This is a genomic window from Isoptericola sp. 178 (assembly GCF_030586525.1).
GTDB lineage: Bacteria > Actinomycetota > Actinomycetes > Actinomycetales > Cellulomonadaceae > Isoptericola > Isoptericola sediminis.
In genome coordinates, this window is sequence record NZ_JAUQYN010000001.1 from 248,533 (window position 1) to 266,151 (window position 17,619).

The 17,619-nt window shown below is 69.9% G+C and carries 30 protein-coding genes; 2 read left to right on the top strand and 28 right to left on the bottom strand.

What is annotated here, in order from left to right:
• Positions 1-31: 31 nt before the first annotated feature.
• Complete coding sequence (rpsI, locus tag Q6349_RS01040; protein WP_171246383.1) at positions 32-520, bottom strand: 30S ribosomal protein S9; 489 nt, start codon at positions 518-520, stop codon at positions 32-34.
• 29 nt (positions 521-549) lie between these two features.
• Positions 550-999 carry a 50S ribosomal protein L13 gene (gene rplM / locus Q6349_RS01045; protein ID WP_171246384.1) on the bottom strand — a complete coding sequence of 150 codons (450 nt, stop codon included), beginning with the start codon at positions 997-999 and terminating at the stop codon, positions 550-552.
• Between the two features lie 252 nt (positions 1,000-1,251).
• Here rplM and Q6349_RS01050 point away from each other — a divergent pair, with 252 nt between their 5' ends.
• Positions 1,252-1,665 (top strand): DUF5709 domain-containing protein, encoded by a 414-nt coding sequence (locus Q6349_RS01050; RefSeq protein WP_304602513.1) that lies wholly within the window; start codon positions 1,252-1,254, stop codon positions 1,663-1,665.
• 237 nt (positions 1,666-1,902) lie between these two features.
• Here the strand turns inward: Q6349_RS01050 and truA are convergent, their stop codons facing one another.
• Positions 1,903-2,814, bottom strand: a complete 912-nt coding sequence (gene truA, locus Q6349_RS01055; RefSeq protein ID WP_304602514.1) for a tRNA pseudouridine(38-40) synthase TruA — start codon at positions 2,812-2,814, stop codon at positions 1,903-1,905.
• Between truA and Q6349_RS01060 the strand changes: the two genes are divergently transcribed.
• Positions 2,807-3,601 carry an ROK family protein gene (locus Q6349_RS01060; protein ID WP_370375350.1) on the top strand — a complete coding sequence of 265 codons (795 nt, stop codon included), beginning with the start codon at positions 2,807-2,809 and terminating at the stop codon, positions 3,599-3,601. The two genes, truA and Q6349_RS01060, sit on opposite strands and share 8 nt — an antisense overlap.
• On the opposite strand, the gene Q6349_RS01065 is transcribed toward Q6349_RS01060, so the two are convergent.
• The 25 genes from Q6349_RS01065 to rplV form a co-directional block, all read right to left on the bottom strand.
• Positions 3,488-4,312 carry an alpha/beta fold hydrolase gene (locus tag Q6349_RS01065; RefSeq protein ID WP_304602515.1) on the bottom strand — a complete coding sequence of 275 codons (825 nt, stop codon included), beginning with the start codon at positions 4,310-4,312 and terminating at the stop codon, positions 3,488-3,490. The two genes, Q6349_RS01060 and Q6349_RS01065, sit on opposite strands and share 114 nt — an antisense overlap.
• Positions 4,313-4,450: 138 nt before the next feature.
• Positions 4,451-4,972: a 50S ribosomal protein L17 gene (gene rplQ / locus Q6349_RS01070; RefSeq protein ID WP_171246388.1), complete on the bottom strand. Its 522-nt coding sequence runs from the start codon at positions 4,970-4,972 to the stop codon at positions 4,451-4,453.
• Between the two features lie 76 nt (positions 4,973-5,048).
• The gene (locus Q6349_RS01075; protein WP_171246389.1) at positions 5,049-6,062 is read right to left on the bottom strand and encodes a DNA-directed RNA polymerase subunit alpha; all 1,014 of its coding nucleotides are present in this window, start codon (positions 6,060-6,062) and stop codon (positions 5,049-5,051) included.
• 137 nt (positions 6,063-6,199) lie between these two features.
• The gene (gene rpsK, locus Q6349_RS01080) at positions 6,200-6,604 is read right to left on the bottom strand and encodes a 30S ribosomal protein S11 (protein WP_171246390.1); all 405 of its coding nucleotides are present in this window, start codon (positions 6,602-6,604) and stop codon (positions 6,200-6,202) included.
• Between the two features lie 80 nt (positions 6,605-6,684).
• Positions 6,685-7,059 (bottom strand): 30S ribosomal protein S13, encoded by a 375-nt coding sequence (gene rpsM, locus Q6349_RS01085; RefSeq protein WP_304602516.1) that lies wholly within the window; start codon positions 7,057-7,059, stop codon positions 6,685-6,687.
• 160 nt (positions 7,060-7,219) lie between these two features.
• Positions 7,220-7,333 (bottom strand): 50S ribosomal protein L36, encoded by a 114-nt coding sequence (rpmJ, locus tag Q6349_RS01090; RefSeq protein WP_171246392.1) that lies wholly within the window; start codon positions 7,331-7,333, stop codon positions 7,220-7,222.
• An 82-nt stretch (positions 7,334-7,415) separates the two neighbouring features.
• On the bottom strand, positions 7,416-7,637 hold the full coding sequence (gene infA, locus Q6349_RS01095; RefSeq protein WP_020016137.1) for a translation initiation factor IF-1: 222 nt from the start codon (positions 7,635-7,637) through the stop codon (positions 7,416-7,418).
• A 224-nt stretch (positions 7,638-7,861) separates the two neighbouring features.
• Positions 7,862-8,752, bottom strand: a complete 891-nt coding sequence (map, locus tag Q6349_RS01100; RefSeq protein WP_304602517.1) for a type I methionyl aminopeptidase — start codon at positions 8,750-8,752, stop codon at positions 7,862-7,864.
• 24 nt (positions 8,753-8,776) lie between these two features.
• Positions 8,777-9,334, bottom strand: a complete 558-nt coding sequence (locus tag Q6349_RS01105; protein WP_304603078.1) for an adenylate kinase — start codon at positions 9,332-9,334, stop codon at positions 8,777-8,779.
• Positions 9,335-9,414: 80 nt separating this feature from the next.
• The gene (gene secY / locus Q6349_RS01110) at positions 9,415-10,713 is read right to left on the bottom strand and encodes a preprotein translocase subunit SecY (RefSeq protein WP_171246394.1); all 1,299 of its coding nucleotides are present in this window, start codon (positions 10,711-10,713) and stop codon (positions 9,415-9,417) included.
• Positions 10,714-11,052: 339 nt separating this feature from the next.
• A complete protein-coding gene (gene rplO, locus Q6349_RS01115) occupies positions 11,053-11,529 on the bottom strand; it encodes a 50S ribosomal protein L15 (RefSeq protein ID WP_171246395.1) in 477 nt (158 codons plus the stop codon).
• 2 nt (positions 11,530-11,531) lie between these two features.
• Complete coding sequence (gene rpmD, locus Q6349_RS01120) at positions 11,532-11,714, bottom strand: 50S ribosomal protein L30 (RefSeq protein WP_171246446.1); 183 nt, start codon at positions 11,712-11,714, stop codon at positions 11,532-11,534.
• On the bottom strand, positions 11,714-12,382 hold the full coding sequence (gene rpsE / locus Q6349_RS01125; protein ID WP_171246396.1) for a 30S ribosomal protein S5: 669 nt from the start codon (positions 12,380-12,382) through the stop codon (positions 11,714-11,716). Before rpsE ends, rpmD begins: the two co-directional genes overlap by 1 nt.
• Positions 12,383-12,416: 34 nt before the next feature.
• The gene (rplR, locus tag Q6349_RS01130) at positions 12,417-12,788 is read right to left on the bottom strand and encodes a 50S ribosomal protein L18 (protein ID WP_171246397.1); all 372 of its coding nucleotides are present in this window, start codon (positions 12,786-12,788) and stop codon (positions 12,417-12,419) included.
• Positions 12,788-13,324 carry a 50S ribosomal protein L6 gene (rplF, locus tag Q6349_RS01135; protein WP_171246398.1) on the bottom strand — a complete coding sequence of 179 codons (537 nt, stop codon included), beginning with the start codon at positions 13,322-13,324 and terminating at the stop codon, positions 12,788-12,790. Before rplF ends, rplR begins: the two co-directional genes overlap by 1 nt.
• Positions 13,325-13,344: 20 nt before the next feature.
• Positions 13,345-13,743, bottom strand: a complete 399-nt coding sequence (rpsH, locus tag Q6349_RS01140) for a 30S ribosomal protein S8 (RefSeq protein WP_171246399.1) — start codon at positions 13,741-13,743, stop codon at positions 13,345-13,347.
• A 77-nt stretch (positions 13,744-13,820) separates the two neighbouring features.
• Positions 13,821-14,006, bottom strand: a complete 186-nt coding sequence (locus Q6349_RS01145; RefSeq protein ID WP_013837851.1) for a type Z 30S ribosomal protein S14 — start codon at positions 14,004-14,006, stop codon at positions 13,821-13,823.
• Between the two features lies 1 nt (position 14,007).
• Positions 14,008-14,580, bottom strand: coding sequence for a 50S ribosomal protein L5 (rplE, locus tag Q6349_RS01150; protein WP_171246400.1), 573 nt, complete (start codon positions 14,578-14,580; stop codon positions 14,008-14,010).
• The gene (gene rplX / locus Q6349_RS01155; RefSeq protein WP_171246401.1) at positions 14,580-14,921 is read right to left on the bottom strand and encodes a 50S ribosomal protein L24; all 342 of its coding nucleotides are present in this window, start codon (positions 14,919-14,921) and stop codon (positions 14,580-14,582) included. Before rplX ends, rplE begins: the two co-directional genes overlap by 1 nt.
• Positions 14,922-14,923: 2 nt before the next feature.
• Complete coding sequence (rplN, locus tag Q6349_RS01160; RefSeq protein WP_171246402.1) at positions 14,924-15,292, bottom strand: 50S ribosomal protein L14; 369 nt, start codon at positions 15,290-15,292, stop codon at positions 14,924-14,926.
• A 136-nt stretch (positions 15,293-15,428) separates the two neighbouring features.
• The gene (gene rpsQ, locus Q6349_RS01165; RefSeq protein WP_171246403.1) at positions 15,429-15,713 is read right to left on the bottom strand and encodes a 30S ribosomal protein S17; all 285 of its coding nucleotides are present in this window, start codon (positions 15,711-15,713) and stop codon (positions 15,429-15,431) included.
• A 7-nt stretch (positions 15,714-15,720) separates the two neighbouring features.
• Complete coding sequence (rpmC, locus tag Q6349_RS01170) at positions 15,721-15,960, bottom strand: 50S ribosomal protein L29 (protein WP_246246410.1); 240 nt, start codon at positions 15,958-15,960, stop codon at positions 15,721-15,723.
• Complete coding sequence (gene rplP / locus Q6349_RS01175) at positions 15,960-16,379, bottom strand: 50S ribosomal protein L16 (RefSeq protein ID WP_171246404.1); 420 nt, start codon at positions 16,377-16,379, stop codon at positions 15,960-15,962. The genes rpmC and rplP overlap by 1 nt, the downstream gene beginning before the upstream one ends.
• 3 nt (positions 16,380-16,382) lie before the next feature.
• Positions 16,383-17,216 (bottom strand): 30S ribosomal protein S3, encoded by an 834-nt coding sequence (rpsC, locus tag Q6349_RS01180; RefSeq protein ID WP_304602518.1) that lies wholly within the window; start codon positions 17,214-17,216, stop codon positions 16,383-16,385.
• On the bottom strand, positions 17,216-17,584 hold the full coding sequence (rplV, locus tag Q6349_RS01185) for a 50S ribosomal protein L22 (protein WP_171246406.1): 369 nt from the start codon (positions 17,582-17,584) through the stop codon (positions 17,216-17,218). The genes rpsC and rplV overlap by 1 nt, the downstream gene beginning before the upstream one ends.
• Positions 17,585-17,619 lie beyond the last annotated feature (35 nt).

Genomic DNA, 17,619 nt, shown 5'->3' on the forward strand with positions numbered 1-17,619 from the left:
CGACGGGGCCGTACGGGTGAAGCGTCGGCGATCAGCGCTTCGAGTACTGCGGGGCCTTGCGGGCCTTCTTGAGACCAGCCTTCTTGCTCTCCACCGCGCGGTCGTCGCGGGTGAGGAAGCCGGCCTTCTTGAGGGCGGCACGGTTGGCCTCGCGGTCGATCTCGTTCAGGGCGCGGGCGATCGCGAGACGCAGCGCACCGGCCTGGCCCGAGGGGCCACCGCCGCCGATGCGGGCGATGACGTCGAAGCGGCCCTCGACCTCGACCAGCTTCAGCGGGTCGTTGACGAGCTGCTGGTGCACCTTGTTCGGGAAGTACTGCTCGAGGGTGCGACCGTTGATCTTCCACTCACCGGAACCCGGCACGAGGCGGACGCGCGCGACGGCCTCCTTGCGGCGGCCGAGGGCCTGGCCCGGGGCGGTGATGGACTGACCGCTGTTGGCCACGGGGGCCTCGGTCTCGGTGGTGTAGTTGCTGGGCGTGTTCTCGTCCAGCTCGGTGTCGACGGTGGTGTCAGCCACAGGTATTCCTTCGCTCAACGGGCAGCGGCTCAGGCCTGCTGCGACAGCTGGGTGATCTCGAACGGCTTCGGCTGCTGCGCCGCGTGCGGGTGCTCCGCGCCGCGGTAGACCTTCAGCTTCTTGAGCTGCTCGCGGGCGAGCTTGGTCTTCGGCAGCATGCCGCGCACGGCCTTCTCGACGGCCCGCTCGGGGTCCTTCTCGAGCAGCTCGCCGTACGAGATGGAGCTCAGGCCACCCGGGTAGCCGGAGTGGCGGTAGGCCCGCTTCTTCTCGTGCTTGTTGCCGGAGAGCGCCACCTTGTCCGCGTTGATGACGACGACGAAGTCGCCGCCGTCCACGTGCGGGGCGAAGGTCGGCTTGTGCTTCCCGCGCAGGAGCGTGGCGACCTGGCTGGCCAGACGGCCCAGCACGACGTCAGAGGCGTCGACGACGTACCAGTCACGCTGGATGTCGCCGGGCTTCGGGGTGTAAGTACGCACGGTTGCGTCACCTTTTCATGTTCGGTGTCGTCGGGCGAGAAGCGCCGCCCGATGAAGACAGCTGTTGTGCGCGGGTGCCCCGGAGGCGTCCTGGCCGTGCGCGGTCTGGCGGTGGGATCGCCGACCACGCGGACGCTGGGGCATAGCACAACGACTGTTCAGTTTAGCGGTGCGTTCTAGCGAGGGCAAAGCGACCTCGGTCACGTCCGGTCCGGGCTGCAGACTTCGGTGCGGGGGTGCACGGTAGAAGGCATGAGCGAGGACACGACGGGCACCAGACCTGACCCGGAGACCCTGGCCGAGGGCGACAACGACCAGCTGTCGGCGGAGGACACCCTGCTCGACCGGGGCACCGAGAACATCCTCGACGAGGGGTACTCCCCGCCGGAACGACCGCGGGCGAACCACTGGGGCGAGACGGCCTGGGAGGAGATCACGGGTGAGCCGCTGGACCAGCGGCTGGCGGAGGAGCAGCCCGACGACTGGGAGCGCGACCCGCTGACCCACCCCGACACCACGCGGGCCGGGCGGCTCGTGGCCGACGACGACGCCGACCCCAGCCAGGACGGCTACCGGTCCAACGACCTGTACGGCACCGACGCCGGCGTCGACGGGGCGGGTGCGAGCGCCGAGGAGGCCGCCGTGCACTGGGTCGAGGAGCCGTAGGCCCGGACCGCGAGCCACGCCGCACGACGCCGTGAGGGAACAGCGCGACCCCGGCACGCCGGTGCGCGCAGCCGGGGTCGCGATGCCCCCGGAGGACGGGCTCCCCCAGTCGACCATCCCCGGAGCTCTGGCCGGACGGAGTCTCCTCGGTCGCGGCGTCGAGTCCGCTTCCAGCCTACGCAGCGCGGGACCACGGAGGTCGCGTCCGTCGGGTGAAGGCGGGGGTGAAAAGGTCGCTCAGCGCGGCCCGACCTCGTCCGGTCGACGACGGGCCCGGATCCGTCGCGCGCGCAGGCCGAGCTCGGCGGTGACCGGGTAGGCGACGTGCTCCAGGGTCAGCCCGCGCGCCGGGGCGACGGCACCGGCGGCGGCCCGGTCGCCGGCGGCGAGCACGGACGCGGCGTCGGCCGCGGGCCGCCGTCCCTCCCCCACCGCGAGCGACATGCCCACCAGCGCCCGGACCATCGAGTGGCAGAACGCGTCCGCCACGACCTCGGCGACGACCAGTCCGGCGTCGGGGCCGTCCTCGGGACGGGACCAGGCGAACCGCGTCAGCTCCCGGATCGTGGTCGCGCCCTCGCGCGGCTTGCAGAATGCCGCGAAGTCGTGCAGGCCGGTCAGGGGCCGCGCCGCCTCGTCCATGGCCGCCACGTCCAGCGGTCGCCGGTGCCACAGCACGGACTCGCGCCGCAGGGGATCGCGCAGCACGTGCTCGTCGGCGATGCGGTAGCGGTAGGTCCGTGACAGGGCGGAGAAGCGGGCGTCGAAGCCGGGCGGGGCGACCTCGGCCTCCCGCACGACGACGTCGGCCGGCAGGACCCCGGCGAGGCGGTCGACCAGCGCCCGCCCCGGGTCCCGGTCCGACCGTCCCGGCATGGCGTCCCACCGGTCGCGCGGCACGTCCACGTGCGCCACCTGACCGCGGGCGTGCACGCCCGCGTCCGTCCGGCCGGCGACGGTGAGGCGCGGCCACGGCAGCTCCAGCGGGCCCGTGCGCAGGATCGTCGCGAGCGCCTCCTCCAGGACGCCCTGGACGGTCCGCAGGCCGGGCTGGGTGGCCCAGCCGGCGAAGTGCGTGCCGGCGTAGGCGAGGTCGAGGCGGACCCGCACGGTCCCGACCTCGACCTCCGGCGCGTTCGTGATGCTCACCCGGCCATTGTGCCCGGATGATGGTCCCGTGCCCGACCTCATGACTCTCGCCGTGGACTGCGGCGGCGGCGGCATCAAGGCCACCGTGCTCGACGACGCCGGCACCGCGCACGCCGACCCCGTGCGCGTGCCGACGCCCTACCCGCTGCCGCCCGACCTGCTGGTCGACACCGTCGCGGACATCGCGGCCGCCCTCCCCCCGGCCGAGCGGGCCACCGTGGGCCTGCCGGGGATGATCCGTCACGGCGTGGTGGTGCACACCCCGCACTACGTGACCCGGTCCGGACCCCGGTCCCGGGTGGACCCCGACCTCGTGGACCGGTGGCGCAACGTCGACCTGCGGGCCGCCCTGCACGCCCGCCTCGACGTGCCCACGCTGGTCCTCAACGACGCCGAGCTGCACGGCGCCGGCGTGGTGGCCGGCAGCGGCGTGGAGCTCGTGCTCACCCTCGGCACCGGCCTCGGGTCCGCCCTCTTCGACGGCGGCCGGCTGGCGCCGCACCTGGAGTGGTCCCGCGCGCCCCTGCGCCGGGGCACCACGTACGACCAGTACGTGGGTGAGCCGGAGCGACGACGGCTCGGCAACGGCCTGTGGTCGCGCCGGGTGGTCACCGTCGTCGAGGGGCTGCGCCCCGTGTTCTGGTGGGACCGCCTGTACCTCGGCGGCGGCAACTCACGGTGCCTGGGCCCGGCGGCGCTCGCGCGGCTGGGCGACGACGTCGTCGTGGTCCCGAACACGGCCGCCCTCGTCGGCGGTGTCCGGGCCTGGGACCTCGCCGAGGGCTGAGCGCGCCGCGACGTGCGCCTCGAGCAGCACCCGGGAGAAGGCCACCGGGGCGTCCAGGCTCACCAGGTGCTTCGCACGCGGCACGACCACCAGCCGGGCGTCCGCCCCGGTCGACCGCGCCGCGGCGAGCAGCGAGCGCTCCTGACCGCGGAAGTGGTCCCACTGCCCGTTGACGAGGAGGACGGGGCTGTCGGCCCGCCGCAGCGCCTCCCGGACGTCGATGCGGCCGACCTCCTCGAGCACGTCCCCCATGACGTCGAGCGCGAAGCCTCCCGCCGCGAGGTCGACGGCGGACTCCGGGTCGACCAGGGCGCGCACGAAGGTGTCGTTCAGGTGCGCGCCGCTGTCCCCCCACCGTTCGATCCGGCGGGCCAGCACGAGCCACCCGGCGCGCAACGGAGAGGCGGGGTCCGTCGAGCACGACGCCGCGACGAGTCCGGCGACCTGCTCGGGGTGCCGGGCACGGTGCTCGATCCCGACGTACCCGCCGAGGGACAGGCCCACCACGAGGGCCCGACCGCCGACGTCGTCGACGGCGTCGCGCACGGTGGCGATCGCACCGTCCAGGGTGAACCGTGTCCCCCGCCGCGCGCCGTGGCCCGGCAGGTCCGGCGCGACGGCGGGGATACCGGCCGCGGCGAGCGTCGCCAGCTGCCGGCGCCACATCGTGCGCGACGTGCGCGAGCCGTGCAGGAGGACCACCGGGAGCATGTCCCCACCGTAACCAGGCGCCGCCGGGCGCACGCGGCGGGCGTCGCTGTCGACGGGTGGCACCGTGAGCACGACGAGGGCCCCGCACCATCGGTGCGGGGCCCTCATGCGTGCAGCCGGCCGGGAAGCCGGAGGACGTCAGTCCTCCTTCTTCTCCTCGGTCGTCGCCTCGGTGGACTCGGTCGCCTCGGCGGCCTTCGTCTCCTCCGTGGTGTCGGCAGGCTTGTCGTCGGCCTTCTTCGAGGCGGCCGACTTCTCGGCGGCCTTCGTGGCCTCCTTGACGACGGCCTGCTTCGGGCTCACGGGCTCGGTGATGAGCTCGATGACCGCCATCGGGGCGTTGTCGCCCTTGCGGTTGCCGACCTTCGTGATGCGCGTGTAGCCACCGTTGCGCTCGGCCATGGCCGGAGCGATCTCGGTGAACAGCGTGTGCACGACGGACTTGTCGCGCACGACCCGCTGGACGCGGCGACGGGCGTGCAGGTCACCGCGCTTGGCGAAGGTGATCAGACGCTCGGCGACCGGGCGCAGGCGCTTGGCCTTCGTCTCGGTGGTCGTGATGCGGCCGTGCTCGAAGAGGGCGGTCGCCAGGTTCGCGAGCATCAGCCGCTCGTGCGCCGGGCTCCCGCCGAGCCGCGGACCCTTGGTGGGGGTAGGCATAACTGGTTCTCCTTGGGTGTCGTTCCACGCCGCGCGGCCCCGTCATGTCGAGCGGTGCCGCTGCGGGCGCGGTGCGTCAGTACGGCTGCTCGTCGGTGTACGAGGTCTCGTCGTCCCCGCCGGCGAAGTACTGCGCCGAGGGGTCGAAGTCGAGCGGCGAGTCCTTGAGAGCAAGGCCCAGCTCCGCGAGCTTCTCCTTGACCTCGTTGATCGACTTGGCACCGAAGTTGCGGATGTCGAGCAGGTCCGCCTCGCTGCGCGCCACGAGCTCACCGACCTGGTGGATGCCCTCGCGCTTGAGGCAGTTGTACGAACGGATCGTGAGGTTGAGCTCCTCGATCGGCAGCGCCAGGTCCGCGGCCAGCGCGGAGTCCGTGGGCGACGGGCCGATCTCGATGCCCTCGGCCTCGACGTTCAGCTCGCGGGCCAGGCCGAACAGCTCGACGAGCGTCTTGCCGGCCGAGGCGAGCGCGTCGCGCGGGGCGATCGCGTTCTTCGTCTCGACGTCGACGATCAGCTTGTCGAAGTCCGTGCGCTGCTCGACACGGGTCGCCTCGACCTTGTACGTGACCTTGAGGACGGGCGAGTAGATCGAGTCCACGGGGATCCGACCGATCTCGGCGTCCAGGGTCTTGTTCTGCGCGGCGGACACGTAGCCACGACCCCGCTCGACGGTCAGCTCGATCTCGAGCCGGCCCTCGTCGTTGAGCGTGGCGATGTGCAGGTCGGGGTTGTGCACCTCGACGCCCGCGGGCGGGACGATGTCCGCCGCGGTCGCCGCACCGGCGCCCTGCTTGCGCAGGTACATCACGACCGGCTCGTCGTTCTCGGACGAGACGACGAGGTTCTTGATGTTGAGGATGATCTCGGTGACGTCCTCCTTGACACCCGGCACGGTGGTGAACTCGTGGAGCACACCGTCGATGCGGATGGAGGTGACCGCCGCGCCCGGGATGGACGACAGCAGCGTGCGACGCAGCGAGTTGCCGAGCGTGTAGCCGAAGCCGGGCTCGAGCGGCTCGATGGAGAAGCGCGAACGGTACTCCGAGATGACCTCTTCGGTCAGCGAGGGGCGCTGTGCGATGAGCACTGTGATGGTCCTTTCAGTGTGCGTCCGCCATATGACGCATCACGGATCCGCGGTCTACGCGGTCCGGACGGGACTCGGTCCACCCGCCCGGGCAGGGCTGGAACCGACCGGGCACGAGGCCCGGTCGGTTCGAGGGGTCAGACGCGGCGGCGCTTCGGGGGACGGCAGCCGTTGTGCGCCTGGGGCGTGACGTCCTGGATCGAGCCGACCTCGATACCGGTCGCCTGCAGCGAACGGATCGCGGTCTCACGACCGGAGCCCGGGCCCTTGACGAAGACGTCGACCTTCTTGACGCCGTGGTCCTGGGCACGGCGCGCAGCGGACTCGGCGGCCAGCTGGGCGGCGTACGGCGTGGACTTGCGGGAGCCCTTGAAGCCGACGTGGCCGGCGGAGGCCCACGAGATCACGGCGCCCGAGGGGTCGGTGATCGACACGATCGTGTTGTTGAAGGTGCTCTTGATGTGCGCCTGGCCGTGCGGGACGTTCTTCTTGTCCTTGCGACGCGGCTTGCGCGCGGCGGTCGAGCGGGACTTGGGAGGCATATGCGTTGATACTCCTGGTCTGAGGTCGTCGGACCGGGGCGAGGGTCAGCGGTGCTGACCCGCTCCACGGACTGCTGACGTCAGCGGGACTTCTTCTTGCCCGCGACGGTGCGCTTCTTGCCCTTGCGGGTACGCGCGTTGGTCTTGGTGCGCTGACCACGCACCGGCAGTCCGCGACGGTGACGCAGACCCTGGTAGGTACCGATCTCCACCTTGCGGCGGATGTCGGCCGCGACCTCGCGGCGGAGGTCACCCTCGAGCTGGTAGCTGCCCTCGAGGTGGTCGCGCAGCGCGACGAGCTCGGCGTCGCCGAGGTCCTTCACGCGCGTGTCCGGGGAGATCCCGGCGGCCGCGACGGTCTGCTCGGCGCGGGTGCGCCCGACGCCGTAGATGTAAGTGAGTGCGACGACGACCCGCTTCTCGCGCGGGAGGTCGACGCCGATCAGACGTGCCATTCCTGGCGACTCCTGTCCTTCGTCCAGAGGTCTGCCGCACCACCCTCCCGCGAGGACCGCGGGCCCCGGCCCCTGGACCGGAGGTTCGGCCGCTCGATGAGCGGCTCCGTGATGGTGCGCTGAGCCACGGCGTCCGAGGACGGCGCGGCGACGGGCGTGATCAGCCCTGGCGCTGCTTGTGGCGCTGGTTCGAGCAGATCACCATGACGCGACCGTGCCGGCGGATCACCTTGCACTGGTCGCAGATCTTCTTGACGCTCGGCTTGACCTTCATCAGTGTTCCTCTGCCGCCGGACGCCCGGGCCACCAGGGCCGGACGCTCGCGCGGCGATGTCGATCGGGTGGGGGGATGACGACTACTTGTAGCGGTAGACGATCCGGCCACGGGACAGGTCGTACGGGCTGAGCTCCACCACGACCCGGTCCTCGGGGAGGATCCGGATGTAGTGCTGCCGCATCTTGCCCGAGATGTGGGCGAGGACCTTGTGACCGTTGCTCAGCTCCACGCGGAACATCGCGTTCGGCAGCGCCTCGATCACGCTGCCCTCGATCTCGATGACACCGTCCTTCTTTGCCATGTCCTCCGCTAACTCTCGTCTGTGTCTTTCGACGGACTGCAGCCACGCCCCGCCCGACCGCGGTCGGGGCACGAGACGGATCTCGCGAGGACGTGGATCGCGTGCTTCCGTTGGCCAGGGCCGCGCCCCGTCGCTCTCCACGAGCGGGGGACGGGGCACACGAACGGACTACACCCGACTAAATATCGTACCCCATCGATGCGACCTGGCAAGCCTGGCGTACGTCACACCGGGGCCGGGCCGTCGAGGTCGACGGGGACGACCTCGAACGGCGCCAGACCGGCACGGCCGAGGTCCGGGGCCGTGAGCACGGCGATCCCGTCCTCGAGCACCGCGACCGTGTGCTCCCAGTGCGCGGCCCGCGAGCCGTCGCCGGTCACGACGGTCCAGTCGTCACCCAGCACGCGGGTGACCTCCGACCCCCGGGTCAGCATCGGCTCGACCGCCAGGCACAGGCCGGGGCGCACGCGGGGGCCGCGGTCCGTCGCCCGGAAGTTGAGGACCTCGGGCGGCTGGTGCATCGCGGTACCGATCCCGTGGCCCGTGTACTCCTCGACGATGCCGTAGGACGTGCCCGCGAGGTCGCCCGCCGTCTCGGCGGCCATCTCGACGGCGTCGCCGACCTCCCCCACACGCCGTGCGGAGGCCAGGGCGGCGATACCCGCCCACATGGCGCTGCGCGTCGCCCGCACGAGCGCGGCGTCGTCGGCGTCGAGCTCCACCGCACCGGCCTCGTCGGGGCCGAGCGCCCCGTCCGGGCCGACCTGGAAGGAGATGGCGGAGTCACCGTGCCAGCCGTCGACGATCGCGCCGCAGTCGACGGACACCAGGTCCCCGACCGCCAGCACGCGCGGGCCAGGGATCCCGTGGACGACCTCGTCGTTCACCGACGTGCAGATCGTCGCGGGGAAGCCGTGGTACCCGAGGAACGACGGCGACGCCCCGGCCGCCGCGATCGCGTCGGCGGCCACACGGTCGAGGTCAGCCGTCGACGCCCCGGGGCGGGCGGCGGCGCGCACCTGCGCCAGCGTGTCGGCGACGACCAGGCCGGCGCGACGCATCCTGAGGATGTCGTCGCGCGACTTCAGCTCGATCCGGGGACGGGAACGGAACACCTCGTTCAGCCTGCTCGCTGCCCGTCAGCCGAACTGCTGCTCGAGCGAGGTGACGATCCGGTCGGTGACCTCCGAGATCTCACCGATGCCGTCCACCTGCACCAGCAGGCCGCGCTCGGCGTAGGCAGCGGTCAGCGGGGCGGTCTCGGCCTCGTAGATGTCCAGCCGGCGGGCGATCGCCTCCGGCGTGTCGTCCTCGCGACCCTCGACCTCGGCGCGCTTCGAGATGCGCTGGAGCAGCTCCTCGCGCTCGGCCGTCAGCTCGATGACCCCGTCCAGCTCCCAGTCGAGCTCGCCGAGGATCGCGTCGAGAGCCTCCACCTGGTGCGCGTTGCGGGGGTAGCCGTCGAGCAGGAACCCGCCCTTGACGTCCTCCTCCCCGAGCCGGTCGCGGACCATCGAGTCCGTGACCTCGTCCGGGACGAGCTCGCCCTTCGAGGAGTACTCCTGGGCGAGCCGGCCGAGCTCGGTGCCGCCCTTGATGTTCGCCCGGAAGATGTCACCGGTCGAGATGGCGGGGATCCCGAAGACCTCGGCGAGCCGAGCGGCCTGGGTGCCCTTGCCCGCGCCCTGCGGTCCCATGATCACCAGGCGGGTCACCCGTGCCTCGGGACGCTGGGAGCCGTGCAGCTCGCGACGGGTGGTCGGGGTGGTCGTCTCGGTCAACGGAGGAACCCTTCGTAGTGGCGCTGCTGGAGCTGGGAGTTCACCTGCTTCACGAACTCCAGCCCAACACCGACGATGATGAGGATCGACGTCCCGCCGAACGGGATGTTCGTGGTCACGCCGAGGAACACCAGCACCAACGTCGGGATGAGGGCGACGATGGCGAGATACAGCGAGCCGGCCGACGTGATGCGGGTGATCACGTAGTCGAGGTACTCGGCCGTGGGGCGCCCGGCACGGATGCCGGGGATGAAGCCCCCGTACTTCTTCATGTTGTCCGCGACCTCGTCCGGGTTGAACGTGATCGACGTGTAGAAGAAGGCGAAGAAGATGATCATCGCGATGTACAGCGCGACGTAGAGCGGCTGGTCCTGCTGCGCCAGGTTGTTCGAGACCCACACGACCCAGTCCGCCGTCTGGTCGCCGAACTGGGCGATCAGTGCGGGGATCGCGAGGATCGACGCCGCGAAGATGACCGGGATGACGCCCGCCATGTTGATCTTGATCGGGATGTAGGTGCTCGTGCCGCCGTACATCCGGCGCCCGACCATCCGCTTGGCGTACTGCACCGGGATGCGGCGCTGGGACTGCTCGACGAACACGACCATGCCGATGACCAGCACGATCACGGCGATCATGATGATGAAGTTCAGCGCGCCGTTGGCACCGCCGGCGATCGACCAGAGGGCCGTCGGGAAGCTCGCCACGATCGAGGTGAAGATCAGCAGGGACATGCCGTTGCCGATGCCCTTCTCGGTGATGAGCTCGCCGAGCCACATCACGAGACCGGTGCCGGCCGTCATGGTGATCACCATGAGGGCGGCGGTGACGAACCGGTCGTCGACCACGACGTCGAGGTTGCAGCCCGGGAACAGCAGCCCGGTGCGGGCCGTGGTGACGATGGTGGTCGACTGCAGGATGGCCAGGGCGATCGTCAGGTAGCGGGTGTACTGCGTCAGCTTCGCCTGACCCGACTGCCCCTCCTTGTGGAGTGCCTCGAACCGCGGGATGACCACGCGCAGGAGCTGCGTGATGATGCTGGCGGTGATGTAGGGCATGATCCCCAGCGCGAACACCGACAGCTGCAGGAGTGCGCCACCACTGAACGTGTTGACGAGACCGAGCAGCGAGGTGCTGTCCTCGAGGGAGGCCACGCACTGCTGGACGTTGCCGTAGTCGACGCCCGGCGTCGGGACGAACGACCCCACGCGGAACAGCGCCATGATCGCGATCGTGAACAGCAGCTTGCGCCGCAGGTCCGGTGTCCGGAAAGCCCGGCCGAATGCGCTGAGCACCTATCCTCCTGACCCGCCGGGGCGGGATGTCGTGTCGCCGGTCGCCCGACGAGGTGTGGCGCGCGACGCCCGCGGGACGGCCCCGCGACGTCGAGACGCCGACTCGGTCGTGGTCCGGCCGGGATGCTCCGACACCTCGGCACGCGGGGCGTGCAGAAACGGACCGTGACGGATTCTACGTGTCCCGGTGAGTGATCTGGACCACTGATCCCGGTCGAAGGTAGCAGACCAGGACAATCCGACTCCCGGGACGTCGCTCCTCGAGGTGATCGTCACCCCCACCCCGAGGAACGCGCAAGGGCCGGTGGCGCGACTGCGCCACCGGCCCTGCGACGGACCTCAGTCCTCCGAGACCGAGCCGCCGGCCGCCAGGACCTTGTCCTTGGCGGAGCCGGAGATCGCGTCGACCGCGACGTCCAGCTTGACGGTGATCTCGCCCGTACCGAGAACCTTCACCGGCTGTCCGGAGCGGACCGCGCCCTTGGCGACGAGATCGTCGACCGTGACGGAGCCCCCCTCCGGGTACAGCGCGGCGAGCTTGTCCAGGTTGACGACCTGGTACTCGACGCGGAACGGGTTCTTGAAGCCACGCAGCTTCGGCAGCCGCATGTGGAGCGGGATCTGCCCGCCCTCGAAGCCCGCGGGCACCTGGTAACGAGCCTTCGTCCCCTTGGTACCGCGACCCGCCGTCTTACCCTTCGACGCCTCACCGCGACCCACACGGGTCTTGGCGGTCTTGGCGCCGGGGGCCGGACGCAGGTGGTGGACCTTGAGCGGCTTCGACTGCGCGCCGTTGTCCTTGGTGCTGTCGGCCATGATCAGTCGACCTCCTCGACGGTGACGAGATGCGCCACCGTGGTGACCATGCCACGGATCTCCGGACGGTCCTCCTTCACGGCGATGTCGCCGATCCGCTTGAGGCCGAGGGACCGCAGCGTGTCACGCTGGTTCTGCTTGCCGCCGATGGCGGACTTGACCTGGGTGACCTTGAGACGGGCCATCACGCACCCACCTTCTCGTCGGACTTCTTCTCCGCCTGCTCGGCCCGGCCGGCGGCCTGGGCGCGCAGCAGCGGAGCCGGTGCGACGTCCTCGAGCGGCAGACCGCGGCGAGCCGCCACGGCCGCCGGCTCCTCGAGACCCTTCAGGGCCGCGACGGTGGCGCGCACGATGTTGATGGCGTTCGACGAACCGAGCGACTTGCTCAGCACGTCGTGGATGCCGGCGCACTCCAGCACGGCACGCACCGGACCACCGGCGATCACACCGGTACCCGGGGAGGCCGGACGCAGGAAGACGACACCGGCCGCCTCCTCGCCCTGGACCTGGTGCGGGATGGTGCCCTGGATGCGCGGGACGCGGAAGAAGTTCTTCTTCGCCTCCTCGACACCCTTGGCGATCGCCGAGGGCACCTCCTTCGCCTTGCCGTAGCCGACACCGACGGTGCCGTCGCCGTCGCCCACCACGACCAGCGCGGTGAAGCTGAAGCGGCGGCCGCCCTTGACGACCTTGGCGACGCGGTTGATCGTCACCACGCGCTCGACGAAGGCGTTCCGGTCGTCACCGCGGTTGTTGCTGCGGCGGTCGTCGCGCCGGTTGGAGCGGCGACCGTCGTTCTTGGACTCGTTGGCGCCCTGGGGGGCGCCGGTGTTGCGCTGCCCTGCAGCCATCAGAGGATCCTCATCTTCCGTGCGAACGTGGTCATCACAGCGCCAGACCGCCTTCGCGCGCGCCGTCGGCGACCGCAGCCACCCGACCGTGGTACTTGTTGCCGCCACGGTCGAAGACCACGGCGTCGACACCGGCAGACTTCGCACGCTCGGCGACGAGCTCGCCGACCTTGCGGGCCTTGGCGGTCTTGTCGGCGTCCATCGCACGCAGGTCGGCCTCGAGCGTCGAGGCGGAGGCCACGGTCTTGCCGACCGTGTCGTCCACGACCTGCGCCACCATGTGACGCGACGAACGGGTCACGACGAGGCGGGGACGCTCCGCGGTGCCCTTGATCTTCTTGCGCAGGCGAAGGTGACGACGCTGACGAGCGACGCTCTTGCCCTTGCCGAGAACCTTGAGAGCCATCACTTACCAGCCTTTCCGACCTTGCGACGGACGACCTCGTCGGCGTACCGCACACCCTTGCCCTTGTAGGGCTCGGGGCGGCGGATCTTGCGGATGTTCGCGGCGACCTCGCCGACCTGCTGCTTGTCGATGCCGGAGACCGAGAACTTCGTGGGGCTCTCCACCGCGAAGGTGATGCCCTCCGGCGGCGTGACCTTGACGGGGTGCGAGAACCCGAGCGCGAACTCGAGGTCCTGCCCCTTGGCCACGACGCGGTAACCGGTGCCGACGATCTCGAGCTTGCGCTCGTAGCCGTTGGTCACACCGGTGACCATGTTCGACAGCAGGGTGCGGGTCAGGCCGTGCAGCGAGCGCGACTCGCGCTCCTCGTCGGGACGCGAGACCTTGAGGCCGTCCTCGGTCTGCTCGACGGTGATCGGTGCGGCGACCGTGTGCTCCAGGGTGCCCTTCGGGCCCTTGACGGTCACGAGCGCACCGCTGATGGTGATCTCCACGCCGGACGGGACCGGAACGGGGAGCTTGCCGATTCGAGACATGGGCGTCTCTCCTTTCCGGATTACCAGACGTAGGCGAGGACTTCGCCGCCCACACCCTTGTCCTGCGCCTGACGGTCGGTCAGGAGGCCGGAGGAGGTGGACAGGATGGCCACGCCGAGGCCACCGAGGACCTTCGGGAGGTTGGTGGACTTCGCGTAGACGCGCAGGCCGGGCTTGGACACACGGCGCACGCCCGTGAGCGCGCGCTCACGGCTCGGGCCGTACTTGAGGGTCAGGGTGAGGTCCTTGCCCACCCGGGCGTCCTCGACGGTCCAGCCGCTGATGTAACCCTCGGCCTGCAGGATCTCCGCGATGCGCGACTTCAGCTTCGAGAACGGCATGGTGACCGTGTCGTGGTGCGCCGAGTTCGCGTTCCGCAGACGCGTCAGCATGTCTGCGATCGGGTCGGTCATAGTCATCGGGCTCTAGCCCTTCCTCGCCGGGGTATCCGTGCGGCGCCGCGGTGGGCGCCGCACGGACCTACGGCGTAGTTGTTTTACCAGCTGCTCTTGGTGACGCCGGGGAGCTCGCCGCGGTGGGCCATCTCCCGCAGGCAGATCCGGCACAGGCCGAACTTGCGGTAGACCGAGTGCGGACGCCCGCACCGCTGGCACCGGGTGTAGGCACGCACGGCGAACTTCGGCTTGGCGTTCGCCTTGTTGATCAGGGCCTTCTTCGCCATATCAGTTCTCCTTGAAGGGGAAACCGAGACGGCGCAGCAGGGAGCGGCCCTCGTCGTCGGTCGTCGCCGTCGTCACGATCGTGATGTCCATGCCCCGGACACGGTCGATCTTGTCCTGGTTGATCTCGTGGAACATCGACTGCTCCGTGAGACCGAACGTGTAATTGCCGTGGCCGTCGAACTGCTTCGGGCTCAGACCGCGGAAGTCGCGGATGCGCGGCAGCGCGATCGAGAGCAGGCGGTCGAGGAACTCCCACATGCGGTCACCGCGGAGGGTGACGTGCGCGCCGATCGGCATGCCCTCACGCAGCTTGAACTGCGCGATGGACTTCTTGGCACGGTTGATCGCCGGCTTCTGGCCGGTGATCGCCGTCAGGTCGCGGATGGCGCCCTCGATGAGCTTGGAGTCGCGCGCGGCGTCCCCGACACCCATGTTGACGACGACCTTCGTGAGGCCGGCGACCTGCTGGACGTTCTGGTGGTCGAACTCGTCCTTGAGGGCGGAGAGGATCTCCTCGCGGTACTTCTGCTTGAGGCGCGGCAGGGCCGGGGCCTCGAGAGTCGTCTCGGTCATCAGATGTCCTTCCCGGAGCGCTTGGCGTAGCGGACGCGCACCGTGCGGGTACGGCCGTCCTGCTCCACCTCCTCGAGACGGAAGCCCACACGGGTCGGCTTCTTCGTCTCGGGGTCGACCAGCATCACGTTCGACACGTGGATCGGTGCCTCGACGGTCTCGAGGCCACCCGTGCGGGTGCCGCGAGCCGACTGGCCGGCCTTCACGTGCTTGGTCACGCGCTGGATGCCCTCGACCACGATGCGGTCGGAGTCCTTGAGCACCTCGAGCACGCGGCCCGTCTTGCCCTTGTCGCGACCTGCGGTGACGATCACCTGGTCGCCCTTCTTGATCTTCGCCATGGTCAGAGCACCTCCGGAGCCAGCGAGATGATCTTCATGAACTTCTTGTCACGCAGCTCACGCCCGACCGGGCCGAAGATGCGGGTTCCACGGGGGTCGCTGTCGCCCTTGAGGATGACAGCGGCGTTCTCGTCGAACTTGATGTAGGAACCGTCGGGACGACGGCGCTCCTTGGCGGTCCGGACGATGACGGCCTTGACGACGTCGCCCTTCTTCACGTTGCCGCCCGGGATCGCGTCCTTGACGGTGGCGACGATGGTGTCGCCGATACCGGCGTAGCGACGGCCGGAGCCTCCGAGAACACGGATGGTGAGAATCTCCTTCGCACCCGTGTTGTCGGCGACTCGCAGTCGCGACTCCTGCTGGATCATCGATTGATCTCCTGTCGTCGAGCTGGTTCTCTGCCCGGGAGGTCCCGGACGAGCCTGGCCGAACGGATAGTTGCTGTGGTGGGGACCCGGCGCATACGTGTGTCACACCGCGGCCCCCACCGAGGAAGGTCTGTGCTTACTTGGCCTTCTCGAGGATCTCCACCAGGCGCCACCGCTTGGTCGCGGACAGCGGGCGGGTCTCCATGATGACGACGAGGTCGCCGCGGCCCGCGGTGTTCTCCTCGTCGTGCACCTTCACCTTGTTCGTGCGGCGCATGACCTTGCCGTAGAGCGGGTGCTTCTTGCGGTCCTCGACCTCGACGACGATGGTCTTCTCCATCTTGTCGCTGACGACGTAGCCGCGGCGCACCTTGCGGCTGGACCGCTCCTCGGTGGTCACCGTCTCGGTGTTCTCGCTCATCAGTGCCTCACTCACTCACGCTCGGGGCCGTACGGATGCCGAGCTCGCGCTCCCGCAGGACCGTGTAGATCCGCGAGATGTCGCGCTTGACCGCCTTGAGGCGGCCGTGCGACTCGAGCTGGCCGGTGGCGGCCTGGAAGCGAAGGTTGAAGAGCTCTTCCTTCTGCTCCTTGAGCTTCGCGACGAGGGTCTCGTCGTCGAAGCCGTCGAGGTCGGCGGGGGCCAGGCCCTGGGTACCGATAGCCATCAGTTCGCACCACCTTCGCGCACCACGAAACGGCACTTCATCGGAAGCTTGTGCATCGCGCGGCGCAGGGCCTCGCGTGCCAAGTCCTCGGGGACGCCGGCCAGCTCGAAGACGATGCGGCCGGGCTTGACGTTGGCGACCCACCACTCGGGCGAGCCCTTGCCGGAACCCATGCGGGTCTCAGCCGGCTTCTTGGTCAGCGGGCGGTCCGGGAAGACGTTGATCCAGACCTTGCCGCCTCGCTTGATGTGGCGGGTCATCGCGATACGAGCAGCCTCGATCTGGCGGTTCGTGACGTAGGCGGGCTCGAGAGCCTGGATGCCGTAGTCGCCGAAGGAGATCGTGGTGCCACCCTTGGCCACGCCGGAGCGCTTCGGGTGGTGCTGCTTGCGGTGCTTGAGCCTGCGCGGGATCAGCATGACTCAGGCCTCCGTTCCGGACTCGGGGGCCGCGGCCTGGTCGGCCGGGGCCGGCGCGTCGGACGCCTCGGCAGCGTTCTGCTGCTTCGGCTGCGACGGACGCTCGTTGCGGTCGTTGCGACGACCACCACGACGCTCGCCACCACGGCCACGGCCCTGGCGGGGCGCGGCGGCCGCCTGCTGTGCGGCGAACTCCTTCTCGGTGAGGTCGCCCTTGTAGATCCAGACCTTCACGCCGATGCGACCGAAGGTGGTGCGGGCCTCGAAGAAGCCGTAGTCGATGTTCGCGCGCAGGGTGTGCAGCGGCACGCGCCCCTCGCGGTAGAACTCCGACCGGCTCATCTCGGCGCCGCCGAGACGGCCCGAGACCTGGACCCGGATGCCCTTCGCGCCGGCACGCTGCGCGGACTGGATGCCCTTGCGCATGGCGCGACGGAAGGAGACGCGGCTCGCCAGCTGCTCGGCGATGCCCTGCGCGACGAGCTGCGCGTCGATCTCGGCGTTCTTGACCTCGAGGATGTTGAGCTGGACCTGCTTGCCCGTGAGCTTCTCGAGCTCGCCGCGGATGCGGTCGGCCTCGGCGCCGCGACGGCCGATGACGATGCCCGGACGCGCCGTGTGGATGTCCACACGGACGCGGTCCCGCGTGCGCTCGATCTCGACCTTGGCGATACCGGCCCGCTCGAGACCGGTGCTCATGAGCTTGCGGATCTCGACGTCCTCGCGGACGTAGTCGCGGTACCGCTGACCAGGCTTGGTGCTGTCGGCGAACCAGCGCGACCGGTGGTCGGTGGTGATGCCGAGGCGGTACCCGTGCGGGTGAATCTTCTGCCCCACTATCGGGCCCCTTCCTTCTGCTCGCGCGGTGCGACGACCACGGTGATGTGGCTGGTGCGCTTGAGGATGCGGCTGGCACGCCCCTGCGCACGGGGGCGGAACCGCTTGAGGGTCGGGCCCTCGTCCACGTACGCCATCGAGACCACGTAGTCGGCCTCGTCGAAGCGCTCGTTCGCGCGGTCGGCCTTCACCCGTGCGTTGGCCACAGCGGACTCGACCACCTTGCGGACGGGCTCGCTCGCCGCCTGCGGCGCGAACTTCAGCACCGCGACGGCCTCAGCGGCCTGCTTGCCACGGATGAGGTCGACGACGCGCCGGGCCTTCATGGGCGTGACACGGACGAACCGCGCCTGCGCCTTGGCTTCCATTGCTGTCCTGCTTCCTTTTCTCAGACAGTCCGAGT

What these genes read in the sequence shown, in the direction of transcription:
- Q6349_RS01050 (WP_304602513.1), top strand. Translation starts at nt 1,252, where the DNA reads ATGAGCGAGGACACGACGGGCACCAGACCTGACCCGGAGACCCTGGCC.
- Q6349_RS01060 (WP_370375350.1), top strand. Translation starts at nt 2,807, where the DNA reads ATGCTCACCCGGCCATTGTGCCCGGATGATGGTCCCGTGCCCGACCTC.
- Q6349_RS01065 (WP_304602515.1), bottom strand. Translation starts at nt 4,312, where the DNA reads ATGCTCCCGGTGGTCCTCCTGCACGGCTCGCGCACGTCGCGCACGATG.
- rplQ (WP_171246388.1), bottom strand. Translation starts at nt 4,972, where the DNA reads ATGCCTACCCCCACCAAGGGTCCGCGGCTCGGCGGGAGCCCGGCGCAC.
- rpsK (WP_171246390.1), bottom strand. Translation starts at nt 6,604, where the DNA reads ATGCCTCCCAAGTCCCGCTCGACCGCCGCGCGCAAGCCGCGTCGCAAG.
- rpsM (WP_304602516.1), bottom strand. Translation starts at nt 7,059, where the DNA reads ATGGCACGTCTGATCGGCGTCGACCTCCCGCGCGAGAAGCGGGTCGTC.
- rpmJ (WP_171246392.1), bottom strand. Translation starts at nt 7,333, where the DNA reads ATGAAGGTCAAGCCGAGCGTCAAGAAGATCTGCGACCAGTGCAAGGTG.
- infA (WP_020016137.1), bottom strand. Translation starts at nt 7,637, where the DNA reads ATGGCAAAGAAGGACGGTGTCATCGAGATCGAGGGCAGCGTGATCGAG.
- Q6349_RS01105 (WP_304603078.1), bottom strand. Translation starts at nt 9,334, where the DNA reads ATGGGACCGCAGGGCGCGGGCAAGGGCACCCAGGCCGCTCGGCTCGCC.
- rplO (WP_171246395.1), bottom strand. Translation starts at nt 11,529, where the DNA reads ATGGCCGACAGCACCAAGGACAACGGCGCGCAGTCGAAGCCGCTCAAG.
- rpmD (WP_171246446.1), bottom strand. Translation starts at nt 11,714, where the DNA reads ATGGCCCGTCTCAAGGTCACCCAGGTCAAGTCCGCCATCGGCGGCAAG.
- rpsE (WP_171246396.1), bottom strand. Translation starts at nt 12,382, where the DNA reads ATGGCTGCAGGGCAGCGCAACACCGGCGCCCCCCAGGGCGCCAACGAG.
- rplR (WP_171246397.1), bottom strand. Translation starts at nt 12,788, where the DNA reads ATGGCTCTCAAGGTTCTCGGCAAGGGCAAGAGCGTCGCTCGTCAGCGT.
- rplF (WP_171246398.1), bottom strand. Translation starts at nt 13,324, where the DNA reads ATGTCTCGAATCGGCAAGCTCCCCGTTCCGGTCCCGTCCGGCGTGGAG.
- rpsH (WP_171246399.1), bottom strand. Translation starts at nt 13,743, where the DNA reads ATGACTATGACCGACCCGATCGCAGACATGCTGACGCGTCTGCGGAAC.
- Q6349_RS01145 (WP_013837851.1), bottom strand. Translation starts at nt 14,006, where the DNA reads ATGGCGAAGAAGGCCCTGATCAACAAGGCGAACGCCAAGCCGAAGTTC.
- rplE (WP_171246400.1), bottom strand. Translation starts at nt 14,580, where the DNA reads ATGACCGAGACGACTCTCGAGGCCCCGGCCCTGCCGCGCCTCAAGCAG.
- rplX (WP_171246401.1), bottom strand. Translation starts at nt 14,921, where the DNA reads ATGGCGAAGATCAAGAAGGGCGACCAGGTGATCGTCACCGCAGGTCGC.
- rplN (WP_171246402.1), bottom strand. Translation starts at nt 15,292, where the DNA reads ATGATCCAGCAGGAGTCGCGACTGCGAGTCGCCGACAACACGGGTGCG.
- rpsQ (WP_171246403.1), bottom strand. Translation starts at nt 15,713, where the DNA reads ATGAGCGAGAACACCGAGACGGTGACCACCGAGGAGCGGTCCAGCCGC.
- rpmC (WP_246246410.1), bottom strand. Translation starts at nt 15,960, where the DNA reads ATGGCTATCGGTACCCAGGGCCTGGCCCCCGCCGACCTCGACGGCTTC.
- rplP (WP_171246404.1), bottom strand. Translation starts at nt 16,379, where the DNA reads ATGCTGATCCCGCGCAGGCTCAAGCACCGCAAGCAGCACCACCCGAAG.
- rplV (WP_171246406.1), bottom strand. Translation starts at nt 17,584, where the DNA reads ATGGAAGCCAAGGCGCAGGCGCGGTTCGTCCGTGTCACGCCCATGAAG.